Origin of the sequence: Micromonospora sp. NPDC049047, from assembly GCF_040649135.1 — a bacterium.
In the GTDB taxonomy this organism is placed as follows: domain Bacteria; phylum Actinomycetota; class Actinomycetes; order Mycobacteriales; family Micromonosporaceae; genus Micromonospora.
The window spans coordinates 62,462-74,011 of record NZ_JBEZEY010000015.1 but is presented as its reverse complement, the minus strand read 5'-3'; the positions used below and the strand labels follow the sequence as shown (position 1 = coordinate 74,011).

At 70.4% G+C, this 11,550-nt stretch carries 11 protein-coding genes; 8 read left to right on the top strand and 3 right to left on the bottom strand.

The genetic code is table 11. The features are described from left to right. Positions 1-21: 21 nt before the first annotated feature. Positions 22-999 (bottom strand): ketoacyl-ACP synthase III, encoded by a 978-nt coding sequence (locus AB0B86_RS22580; protein WP_357408244.1) that lies wholly within the window; start codon positions 997-999, stop codon positions 22-24. Between the two features lie 274 nt (positions 1,000-1,273). Here AB0B86_RS22580 and AB0B86_RS22575 point away from each other — a divergent pair, with 274 nt between their 5' ends. From AB0B86_RS22575 to AB0B86_RS22565, 3 genes are all read left to right on the top strand, one after another. Continuing rightward, a complete protein-coding gene (locus AB0B86_RS22575; RefSeq protein ID WP_357419764.1) occupies positions 1,274-2,221 on the top strand; it encodes a diacylglycerol kinase family protein in 948 nt (315 codons plus the stop codon). A 92-nt stretch (positions 2,222-2,313) separates the two neighbouring features. After that, complete coding sequence (locus AB0B86_RS22570; protein ID WP_357408248.1) at positions 2,314-3,474, top strand: amidohydrolase family protein; 1,161 nt, start codon at positions 2,314-2,316, stop codon at positions 3,472-3,474. Next, positions 3,471-4,865, top strand: coding sequence for an acyltransferase (locus AB0B86_RS22565; protein WP_357408250.1), 1,395 nt, complete (start codon positions 3,471-3,473; stop codon positions 4,863-4,865). The genes AB0B86_RS22570 and AB0B86_RS22565 overlap by 4 nt, the downstream gene beginning before the upstream one ends. A 45-nt stretch (positions 4,866-4,910) precedes the next feature. Here the strand turns inward: AB0B86_RS22565 and AB0B86_RS22560 are convergent, their stop codons facing one another. Further along, entirely contained in the window at positions 4,911-5,570 is a 660-nt protein-coding gene (locus tag AB0B86_RS22560; RefSeq protein ID WP_357408252.1) for a lysophospholipid acyltransferase family protein, read from the bottom strand. 19 nt (positions 5,571-5,589) lie between these two features. Then, positions 5,590-7,326, bottom strand: coding sequence for an acyl-CoA dehydrogenase family protein (locus AB0B86_RS22555; protein WP_357408254.1), 1,737 nt, complete (start codon positions 7,324-7,326; stop codon positions 5,590-5,592). Positions 7,327-7,741: 415 nt separating this feature from the next. On the opposite strand from AB0B86_RS22555, the gene AB0B86_RS22550 reads away from it, so the two are divergent. The 5 genes from AB0B86_RS22550 to AB0B86_RS22530 all read left to right on the top strand — a co-directional run bounded on the left by AB0B86_RS22550 (position 7,742) and on the right by AB0B86_RS22530 (position 11,456). After that, positions 7,742-8,041, top strand: a complete 300-nt coding sequence (locus AB0B86_RS22550) for an acyl carrier protein (RefSeq protein ID WP_357408256.1) — start codon at positions 7,742-7,744, stop codon at positions 8,039-8,041. A gap of 5 nt (positions 8,042-8,046) precedes the next feature. Continuing rightward, complete coding sequence (locus tag AB0B86_RS22545) at positions 8,047-8,652, top strand: GDSL-type esterase/lipase family protein (protein WP_357419763.1); 606 nt, start codon at positions 8,047-8,049, stop codon at positions 8,650-8,652. Next, positions 8,649-9,830, top strand: a complete 1,182-nt coding sequence (locus tag AB0B86_RS22540) for an aminotransferase class V-fold PLP-dependent enzyme (protein ID WP_357419762.1) — start codon at positions 8,649-8,651, stop codon at positions 9,828-9,830. Before AB0B86_RS22545 ends, AB0B86_RS22540 begins: the two co-directional genes overlap by 4 nt. A gap of 401 nt (positions 9,831-10,231) precedes the next feature. Continuing rightward, positions 10,232-11,008: an AfsR/SARP family transcriptional regulator gene (locus tag AB0B86_RS22535; RefSeq protein WP_357408262.1), complete on the top strand. Its 777-nt coding sequence runs from the start codon at positions 10,232-10,234 to the stop codon at positions 11,006-11,008. A 46-nt stretch (positions 11,009-11,054) separates the two neighbouring features. Further along, positions 11,055-11,456: a nuclear transport factor 2 family protein gene (locus tag AB0B86_RS22530; protein ID WP_357419761.1), complete on the top strand. Its 402-nt coding sequence runs from the start codon at positions 11,055-11,057 to the stop codon at positions 11,454-11,456. Positions 11,457-11,550: the final 94 nt, after the last annotated feature.

Below are 11,550 nucleotides of genomic sequence, written 5' to 3'. Positions count from 1 at the left end.
TCTCCGCAGCCTCTCGAACGGTCAGTACCAGGTGACGACGGCGGCGCCGGCGGTCATCCCCGCGCCCACCGCGGCGAGCAGCAGCTTCTCGCCACGCTGGAAGGGTCGGTCCCGGTGGGCCTGCACCAGCGTGACAGGCAGGGAGGCGACACCGGAGTTGCCGAATCTGCCCACAGTGGTCGGCACCCGCTCCGGGTCGATGCCCAGTTTCTTGCCGAGCCCGGCCAGCAGGCGCCCGTTCGCCTGGTGGAAGATGAACCGGTCGATGTCGTGCAGGCCCAGCCCGGCCTTCTCCAATGCCGAATCGATCACCTTCGGCAGCGTCTGCAGCACGAACGCCGCGACCGCCCGCCCGTCCATCCGGGTGAACTGGCCACCCTCGGCGTACCGGTCGGGTGTCAGCGGCAACCGGGTGCCGCCCGCGTAGATGCCGATGTTCTCCCAGCGGGCACCGTCGGTGAGCAGGCTGGTGCTGCGGATGCCGTAACCGTCGGGCACCGAGCCGAGCAGCAGCGCCGCGGCGCCGTCTCCGAAGAGCGCGACGGTGCGACGATCGGTGCGGTCCACGATGGAGGACACCTTGTCGGCGCCGATCGCCAGCGCGACCTGCCCGGCATCGTCGCGCATCAGCGCGTTGGCGAGGGCCATGTGGAAGATCACCCCGGCGCAGGCCACGCCGACGTCGAACGCCGGCAACGCGGGCAGACCAAGCTTCGCCTGCACCACGGCGGCCGTCGCCGGGGACGGCTGGTCCGGCGAGTTGGTGCTGAGGAACAGCCAGGCCAACCGCTCCTGTACGCCGGGGTCGGCGACCAGGGGCGCCGCGGCGAGGACCGCGAGGTCCGAGGTGGTCTGCTCAGGTTCCGCGTACCGGCGCTCCTCGATGCCGGTCAGATTGGTGATCCAGTCGTGGGTGGCGCCGCTCCAGGCACAGATGTCGTCGTTCGTCACGACGCGGTCAGGGACGTGGGACCCCATATCGATGATGCCAATCGCCATGCGACCCGTCCTTCGTCTCGCGGCGGCAGAGGTGCCGATGATTGCACGGGTCGGACCGCTCGACCGGGCTGCGGACACCCGCCAGAAGGCCTGGGTTTAGCAGGATTTTAGCGGCCTCCCCGCGGCGGGGCGGTCATCGGCAAACCCGCCGCTGACGCGGTCACAACGGCCCGCTAACGGCTCACTTCACCACCCTGCCGAACACGCACCGGGGGTCCTACAGTGGCGCCTCGCCAGCAACCGCCCCGCCGGCGCAGAAGGAGGTCGCCCGATCATGCCGCCCCGGTGCCTGCTGATCGTCAATCCGCGGGCCACCCGGATGAGTCCCGGTGCCCGCGACGAACTCACCGACATCCTCGGCGGACTGCGGCTCGACGTGGTGGACACCGCGCGGCGGGGGCACGCGACCGAACTGGCCCGTACGGCCCGCCACGAGGGGTACGACGTGGTGCTCACCGCCGCCGGCGACGGATCGGCGAACGAGACGGTGAACGGGCTGCTCGCCGACGGTGTGGCCGACGACGTGCCGGTCTTCGCCCCACTGCCCGCCGGGGGCACGAACGTCCTGGCCCGGTCGATCGGCCTCCCCAACCAGCTCGGCGCGGCGGCCCGGCTGGTGCGGGACGCGGTGACCGCGGGTGGGGTTCGGCGGCTCGGCCTCGGCCTCGTCGGGGACCGCTGGTTCGCCTTCGTGTGCTCACTCGGGCTCGACGCGGAGATCGTGCGGGAAGCCGAGCAGCTGCGTTTCGGCGTCGGCGTCCGCCCGCCACGGATGCCCGCCGCGGCCTACCTCACCCTGCTGGTGCGGCAGCACCTGCGTACCGACCGCCGGCATCCCGCGCTGACCTTCGACGGCGCCGGCGGTGCGCACGGGGAGGCCATCTTCATGGCCTTCGTCTGCAACTCGGCACCGTGGACGTACCTCGGCAAACGGGCCGTGGCGCCGGCCCCGACCGCCTCGTTCGACAGAGGGCTCGACGTACTCGGCCTGACGTCGCTCGGCACGCTCGCGACGATGCGGGTGGTGCGGCAGATGATGACAGCGCACGCGCCGCTGTCCGGGCCGGACGTGGTGACCGCCGAGGACCAGCAGCGACTGACGATGCTGTCGACCCGGCCGATCGCCGTACAGGTCGACGGTGACTTCCTGGGGATGCGGACGGAGGCGACGTTCCGGTCCGTACCGGCCGCCCTGCCGGTGCCACTGCTAACCGGTCGCTAACACGGTCGCAGTCGCTGCGTTGCGCACACACGCCGAAGGGTGGCGATCCGATCTAACGTCCACCGCGAGTTCGAGTTGAAGGAGAGTGCCGGATGCCGTACGCAGAAGGTCGGGTCTACCACGACGCCGACAGCCATGTGATGGAGCGGGAAGGCTGGCTCACCGAGTACGCCGAGCCCTCGGTACGCGAACTGCTGCGCTCCTTCGGTGCGGACAAGGTGCAGCGGGCCCGCACCGCCGAGACCGACATCCGGCAGCGCTACCAGGACCAGGACCGCCGTGCGTCCGCCGAGCAGACCCTGATGACCAGGAAGGGCTGGGAGAGCTTCGGCGGCACCGACCCGGGTGAGCGCAGCCGCGCCCTGGATCTGCTCGGGTTCTCGGCGCAGCTGGTCTTCAGCACCGTCGCCAGCGAGCAGTTCTGGTACTACGACCAGCCCGAGCTGATGTACGGGGGCAGTCGCGCCCTGAACCGTGCCATCGTCGACTGGTGTTCGGTGGACCGGCGGCTGCTGCCCGTCGGGTTCGTGCCCCTCGCCGACCCGGACCGCAGCGTCGCCGAGTTGGAGGCGGCGATCGAGCTGGGCTGCGACGGGGTCATCGTGCCCTCCGTCGCGCCGCCGGAGTTCTCCCCGGCGCATCCCGCGTACGACCGCTTCTGGGCCACCCTCCAGGACGCCGACATGCCGTTCTTCCTGCATGTCTGCACGGGCGGCGCGTTGGTGCCGGACGCGTACCGCAACAACGGGCGCACCCCGCCGGCCGACTTCCTCGGCGGTGGCGAGAACATCCGGTCCAAGGACTACCTGGGGATGCACCTCCCGCCGCAGACGTTCCTGACGATGCTCGTGCTCGACGGGGTCTTCGACCGCTTCCCGACGCTTCGCTGCGGGTGCATCGAGCAGGGCGGCCTCTGGGTGGCGCCCTGGATGAAGCAGTTGGACATCGCGCAGCTGGCGTTCGGGCGCACCGAGCCGGACCTGCAGGCGTTGTCGATGCGCCCGTCCGACTTCGTCCGGCGGCAGGTGAAGTTCACCGCCTTCTTCGTCGAGCCCCTGGACTGGCTCATCGAGCAGGCCGGCCCGGACCTGTTCATGTTCGGCACGGACTTCCCGCACACCGAGGGCGGCACCGACCCGCTCGGCGCGGCGGAGAAGTTCCTCGCCGGCTTCGACGAGACGGTCAAGGACCGCTTCTTCGCCGGCAACTTCGCCGAGCTGATGGGTTCGCGGTTGGCGAAGGTCCGTCGGTGAGCAGCGCGGTCACCGACGCGCCGCACGCGGCGGCGGGGATGGCCACGGCCGCCCGGGGTACGAAGGTGGTGCGGCTCGACTCGCTCACCGCGTTGCGTGGCGTCCTCGCCGCGATGGCGTTCATGGTCCACTACACGGCGCTGCAACTCGTCGCCGTCGAGGGCGGCGGGATCGAGTTCGTGGCCCACGCCATCCCGGAGTGGGTCGCCGTTGTCTCGTTCGGCGGCATGAACGCCTTCTTCCTGATGAGTGGCATCGTGCTCACCTGGGTGGTCCGCGACGGCGACACCGCGCGGGTCTTCTGGCGGCGCCGGGTGTCGCGGATCTACCCGATCTACGCCACCACTACTGCCGTGGCGGCTGTCGTGCTCGTGGTGCTGGGCATGCCGCCCGGTTGGAAGAACGTGCTGTCGAACATGTTCATGGTCCAGGGCTGGGTGCCGCAGCAGAGCGTCATCTACGGGCTCAACCCGGTGTCGTGGTCGTTGAGCGCTGAGGCGTTCTTCTACCTCATCTTCCCGGTGCTCTTCGCCGCGCTGGTGCCGCTCGGGGACCGGGCGCTGCGTCGGGTCATCGTGGTGGCCACCCTGCTCGCCTGCACGCTGCCGTTTCTGGTGGGCGACATGTTCCTGGTCAAGGACGCCGGACCGCCGTTCTTCGACACCGCGCCGAGCGGCGGCGACTTCGCGTACTGGTTCACCATGGTTCTCCCGCTGCACCGGGCGTTGGACTTCACTGTCGGCGTGGCGGTGGGTCTGCTGCTGCGCCGCGGCACATGGCGCGGCCCCGGCGTGCCGGGCTGTCTCGCGATCCTGGTGGCGGCCTTCGCGGTGACGCTGCTGCTGCCCGAACGCGTGCAGCGGGTGGGCGCTCTGCTGATCCCGGTCGCCATCCTGCTCGCCGCCCTGGCCACCGCCGACGCCAAGGGCGGCCGGTCGGTCCTGCACGCGAGGCCGATTGTCTGGTTCGGGGAGATCTCGTACAGCTTCTACCTCACCCACCTGCTGGTGTTCCTGCCGCTCGGCCCGGTGGTGACGGATCTGCTGGTGGCGGCCGGAGTGATCGGTTCCTCGGCGGAGCAGCCACCGCTGCCTGTGGAGTTGGCGACCATCGTCTGCCTCTTCGCGCTCTGCACCACTGTCGCGTGGCTGCTCTACCGCTTCGTCGAGCTGCCCGCGGCCCGGCTCCTGCGTCCGAAACCGGCGTCGGTGCGCGAGGCGGTCGGCAAGCCCGGCCCGGAGCGACACAATGATCCCGAGGTGTTGGCCGAGCCGCTTGTCGGCGCGGGTTCGACCACCGGCCCGAAGTCGGCGGTCGAGCGGGGGTCGACGGTCGACGGGCAGCCCGTCGCGGACGTGGTGCCGGCCCAGCCGTCGGGCACCGGGCGCTGACCGGGAGGGCGGCGGTGGGCCGAGCCCGCCGCCGCCCTCCCCCACTCAGCGCTTCTGCTGGTACTCGTCCACGTACTCCTGGCCGGACAGCTCCGAGATGGCCAGCATGATCTTGTCGGTCACCGTGCGCCAGTCGGCGGGGTCCGGCGAGTCGCGGTACTCCTCGAAGGTCATCGGGGTGCCGAAGCGGACCGTCACCGGACGCCGTCGGGGCACGCGGACCCCGACCGGTTGCATCACGTCGGTGCCGATGACACCGATCGGTACGACCGGGGCGCCGGTGGCCAGCGTCAGTCGGGCCACCCCGGTCTTGCCCCGGTACAACCGGCCGTCGAGCGAGCGGGTGCCCTCGGGGTAGATGGCGAAGGCCTGGCCGGCCCGGAGCACGCCCATCGCCGCCGCCAGCGACGACGACGTGGCGTCGCGCGGTCCGCCGCGCTGGACGCCGACGAACCCGAGTTCGTTGAAGAACCAACCCGCCATCCGGCCGCCGAGCGACGGCGTCCGCAAATATTCGATCTTGACGAGGTAGCGGACCGACCTCGGGGTCGCCACCGGGATGAGCCAGTTCTCGGCGAAGGAGAGATGGTTGGCGGCGAGAATGACCGGCCCCCGCCGCGGGACGTTCTCGGCACCCTCGATCAGCGGTCGGTACAGGGCGCGGGCAATCGGCGAGACGATTGGCCGCAGTGCCTCGTTGAGCAAGGGATGTCCTCCGTCGTGATCAGTCAGCGGCTGGAGCACTGCCGAGGCAGCGGATGGAGAAGTACGTGGGCCACTCCTGCGCGGCGCGGACGGCGGTCGCGAGCAGCTCCCGGCCCGGCTGCTCGGCGAGGTCGACCCGCTCGCCGAGCCGCGCGAGCAGACGCTGCAGGGACAGCAGCAACCAGCCGCCGTCGGCGAAGGCCCCGCCGAACGTCTCGCGGTTGGCCAACCAGGTCGCCACGCAGGCCGACGCCGCGTGCAGCAGACAGTGCGTCTGCGCCGCGCGCATGGCCACAAGTGACCGGGCGTCCCACTGGGTGACGCGGGAGTAGGTCTCCTCGTGGATCCGCGACACGTGGGCCATGGCCCCCAGCAGCTCGTCGGCGACCGGGGGCCGGTCCGGGCCGGCGCAGGCCGCCTCGACACGCTGGACCAGCCGGGGCCAGCCCTGGGTCAGCTCGTCGCGCCCTTCGTTCGTCAGGCGCAGCTCGGCGCCGGCCGGCTCCCAGGTGGGCGCGTCGGAGTGCCAGGAGAAGAGGCTGTCGAACAGCTCGTCGAGCTGCCCGGGGTCACCCTGCTCGTGGCGGCGCGCGGCGATGAAGGGCAACTGCCCGGCGATGCCGTGCAGGTTGACGTGGGTGGTCCCCTCGAAGATCGCCGCGATCGCGTGGTCGCGCTGGAGCTTCTGGAAGACGCCGTGGGCGACGCCCTCGCGCAGGTAGCTGCGGGCGCCGAGAACCGTGCCCATGCTGAGCACCGTTTCGTCGCCGATGACAGGCACCAGGTACTTGGCCACCGACGACCAGAGGCTGAGCCGTTCCGGCGCCAGGGTCAGGGCGCGGGCCGCGCCGACCGAGACGCACTCGGCGATCAGGAGATCGACGTGTCCGCGGACCAGGTGGTCGTGGATGACCGGCAGGTCCGCGATGGGCGCACCGTAGAGACGCCGCTCGTGGCCGTAGCCCAGGGCTAGTCGCAGCGCCGAGTCCATCGTGCCGAGCGACATCGCCGGGATCGCGGCGCGGGTGATCTGGAGTGCCTTCAACACCTGGACCACAGCGATGCCCTGGTTGCCGATCGCGGCGGTGGCCGGGACGAACGCCCCGTCGAAGCTGATGCCGCTCAGGTCGTGCCCGCGCAGCCCGACGGTCCGGACGAAGGGCAGCTCCTGGAAGCTGTCCCGGCTCAGCTCCTGCTTGTCGACAAGCAGCAGGGAGAAGCTGCGCGGGCCGGTCCGGGCGCAGGTCGTCAGGAACCGGGCCCGGGTGGCATTGCCGACCGGCCACTTCTGCCCGCTCAGCACGAAGCCCCCCGCGACGGGCGCGGCGGCCACGGCGGAGGCGAGCAGGTCGCTGCCGTGGTCGGCCTCGGAGACGGCGAACGCGCTCAGGGCACCGCCGACGATCTCCTTGGCCAGTCGTCCGCGCTGTTCGTCGTCGCCCCACAACCACACCGGGTTCGCGCCGAGCAGCGCGGAACCGTACCTGACAGTGAAGGCCAGCGAACGCCGGGAGACGGCCCGAGCCACGAAGAGCAACTCGTCGAGCGAGCGCAGCCGGCCGCCGAGGGCGGTGGGGACCAGGAACTCGGCGAAGCCCCAGTCGCGCAGGACGTCGACGGCGCCGTCCGGCAGGGCGTCGCGCTCCTCCGCCTCGACGATCCGTTCGAACGAGAATGGCGTGCCCTCCGCCATCGGGTCACCGAGCAGCAGGTCAAGCTCGGCTGCGATGTCGACAGCGGCGTATCGGTGTGCCACGACGGACCCCCGCATTGATCAGTGACCAAGGCGATCAGGCTAGCCGTGCGGGCGGGGCTGCGCGACGACGAGTCAACGGCGGGATAGGGCCGCGCAGCTTCTCGCTAAGCCGCGTATTAGCCGGCTCCGTTACGTTGGGGACGCCGTCCGATCGGGCGGCCGTCCGGGGCCGGGGGGAGGGTTCCGCGACGATGCGATCGGTCGCGCCGTGGCCGAGGCGGTACGCCGCCCGCCAGCCGTCATCCCCACCGCCACGACCAGTGGCAACGCGCGTCGCTCGCTGGTGCGCGAGCGTCGCACCGCCCGCGAGGTGACGACGCGGTACGCCGGCGTTCGCCCGGTCGCCGCCGGCCCGCTCGGGCGGGTCCGCGCGGGCCGGGGTCGGCTCTGTCGGTGCTGATTGATGGGAGTGGCAGTGATTGACTTTGTGCACGAGGACGCGGCGGAGCTGAGGACTTGGCTCACCGAACGGGTGGCCTTCTACCTCGACCGGGGCCCGGAGACCATCCGGACCGATGTGGACCTGGCCGAATACGGCGTCGACTCGGTGTACGCCCTCAGCGTGGTGAGCGACATCGAGGACCGCATCCAGCAGGAGGTCGACCTCGGCGCCGCCCGGCTGTACCCGACCATCGACGCGCTTGTGGGCTACCTGATGACGCTTACCGCCGGTCGTGACGAGACAGCGGACCCCGTGGCTTCCGCCGGAGCGTGACGACGGTGCAGCTCGTTTCGATGGGAGACAGCCTCACTCTGGGGCGTGGGGATCCGGATCCGGCCGGCGGTTGGATCGGCTGGTCCCGCCGGCTGGCCGACCTCCTCGGCATCAGCGCCGGGGACGTGGTGAACACCGGCGCCGAGGGTGCCACCGCGGCGCGGGTGGCGGCCGACCAACTGGCCGCGGTACGACAGCTGCGGCCTGATCTCGTGGTGATCAACTGCGGGATGAACGACGCCGTACAGGGCAGCCCGATGAGTACGGTGCGGACCGCTCTGACGGAGCTGTTCGACTGGGGTACGCGGGCCGGCGCGCTCGTGCTGATGCCGGCGCTGCCGACGCCCTCGGCGAAGCTCCCGGTCTCCGCGTTCCGGCGGCGGCGGATGGAGCGGTGGATCGCCGAGTTCGACGAACTGCTCCGCGCGGACGCGGCCCGGGGCGCTGTCGTCCGGGTGGAGGTGGCACCCCCGGAGGCCGAGCACCTGTGGTGCGACGACGGCATCCACCTCAACACCGCCGGGCACGTGCGAGTCGCCACCGTGCTCGCGGACACCGCCCGCCGGCTGTCACCGGCCGTGGCCGCGTCCGTCGCGGACCGCGCGTCATGACCGACGCGCCGAAAGCCGTGGGTACACCGGCGCGGAGCCCGGCCGGCGGCCGGTTGCTGCTGACACCGGGGCCGGTAGCGGTGGCGCCGTCGGTGCGCCAGGCGGTCTCCCGGACCGACCTGGGTCACCGGGAGTGGGTGACCCGACGCTGCCTAACCGAGGTACGCCGCAAACTCGCCGCGCTGTGCGGCGGCGCGGACCAGCACACGTCGGTGCTGCTCACCGGGTCGGGGACGGCCGCGCTGGAGGCGGTGCTCTGTTCCGTTCCTCCGCCGGACGCCGACCTGCTCATCGTGTCGAACGGCCGCTTCGGAGACCGGTTGGAGCAGATTGCCGCTGTCCACCGGCTGCGCCACACCACACTGCGGCTACCGGTCGGCCGGTCGGTCGAGCCGGCGGCGGTGCGGCAGGCGCTCGACGCGCGCCCGACCATCACCCACGTCGCCATGGTGCATCACGAGACCAGCCTGGGTGTCCTCAATCCGGTGCCGACGATAGCCCGGATCGTCCGAGCCGCTGGGCGTGAGTTCATCGTGGACGGGGTCAGCAGCATCGGAGCGGAGCAGCTCGACCTGGCGCACGACCCGGTGGACTGGCTTGTCGGTTCGGCGAACAAGTGCATCGAGGCGTTGGCCGGGCTGAGCTTCGTCTGTGCCCGGCCGGAGCGCTTCGAGTCCCTCGCCGCGATCGGCCCGCGCAGTTTCTACCTGGACCTGCACCAGCACTACCTGGCTCAGCAGCGCAACGACGCGCCGCTGTTCACCCCGGCCGTGCAGCTGCTCCTCGCCCTGGACGAGGCCTTGGCGCTCGCGCTCGACGAGGGCGTCCTCCCGCGTTCGGCGCGGTACGCGGCCCACTCCGAGCGGGTGCGGGTCGGGGTGGCCCGGCGTGGCCTGCGGCTGCTGGTGCCCGCGCCCGATCGCTCGAGTTCGGTCACCGCGTTCGAGGTCCCCCCGCCGTTGACCGCGGCCACGCTCTGCGACGCGATGTCGGCGGCCGGGGTGGTCATCTACCCGGCATCGTCGGTGGCTCGGGAGGCGGCGATCGTCGCGACGATGGGGCAGTTGACCACCGAGGACATCGACCGCTTCTTCCTGGTGCTCGACGAGACCTTGGCCGCGCTCGCGCCGTCCGCCGTGGGGCGCGACGCCAGCCGTCTCGAGGCCGGGGTGTATTGAGCCGAGACCGGACGCCGCCGCTCGGTCGACCCATCGACGGCGGACGAGATGAGTTACCCCAATTCGGGCCCAACCGCGGCGAACCTCTGCATTCTTGACGTCGCCCAACGCGGCCGGCCGCAACCACGACTGATGAGTCCCGCCGGCCGTCGGCGTCGGATGAATGCTGGCTGCGCCCCGGCTATTGGGATGCCCGCATAAATCACCCTTTGCATCGTTTGCACTCGATCGATTTGGGTCACCTTAAGTCTCGTGTATGGTGTCTGGGGGACGCTCACGGAGCCAATGGGGGAATGGGGGGTTACGGTCAGGTTACGCATTCATTGCCGCCCACCTGTGGTGGGCGGCGGATTAATGCTACCCAATGGCCGAATCCCTCGGTTGGTCGAGAGGAATGCTAGGTGAGATTCGGTATCCTTGGTCCGGTCATCGTCACCGACGACGGTGAAAATCGGACACCGCGAGCATTGAAACTGCGGTCACTTCTCGCACTTCTCATAACGCAGGGCGATCAGATTGTCTCGACGCAGCGCCTGATTGAGGAGTTGTGGGGTGGCGCGCCACCCAGGACGGCGAACACCGGACTCCAGGTCTACATCTCGAAGCTTCGCCGGCATCTCGGCGACGGGGTCAACCCCCGGATCGTGGTGAGTCATCCCTCGGGATACCAGCTCTCGCTGGCCGAGCACAGCTGCGACCTCACGATCTTCCAGCAGCATCTCGCCGCCGCCGATCGCGCCGAGGCGGCCGGCCTGCCTGCGGTGGAGGCCACCGAGTTGTCCAGGGCACTCGAGATCTACCGCGGTCCGGTCCTGGCCGACGTGCGTGGATCGGGTCTGCTCGAGAACGTGGCGCGGCAGTACGACGAGAGTCGGATCATCGCGTACGAACGTCGGATTGACCTCGATCTCCGACTGGGCTATCGGCGCAACCTCGTCGGTGAACTATACGGCGTGGTCGCCGAATATCCGACCTGGGAGAATCTGCACGAGCACCTGATGCTGGCGCTCTATCGATCCGGCCGGATAGCGGAAGCTCTGCGGGTCTATCGACAATTGCACCGCCGACTGGTCGAGGAGCTCGGCATGGAGCCCGGCCCACGACTCAAGCGGTTGCACCAGATGGTGTTGTCACGCGATCCGAATCTGGACCCGGCAACGCCGTATCTGGCAAGCTGAGTTGTTTCTCGATACCAGTTCCTTACCGTGAGGAGAAATAGTGGGAGTGGTTGACGATTTCCGGCGTAGGGTGCTGGAGAAGGACGTTCCGGGGATCCTTGCGACGCTCTCGCCCGACATCACCTTCCACAGCCCGGTCATGCCCAAGCCCTACCGGAGCAGGGCGGCTGTGGCACCGCTGCTCACCGCCCTGGCGGAGGTGTTCGAGGATTTCGCCTACACGGCGGAGTTCGACGGCCGCAGCATCGACTCAGCCCGCTCCGCCGCCGGCTCGCCCCGGCACGCGCTCGAGTTCACCGCCACCGTGGACGGCAAGTCGATCACCGGCATGGACGTCCTCGCCACCGGGGACGACGGGTTGATCAGCGAGATCACCGTGCTGGTGCGACCGGTGACCGCCGCGCACTCGCTCGCCCGCCTGGTCGGTCGGCGGCTGACAGCGGCCTGACCCCACGGGCGGTCGGCGGCTGACAGCGGCCTGACCCCACGGGCGGTCGGCGGCCGACAGCGGCCTGACCGCACCGGGCGGTCGGGGCGGCTGC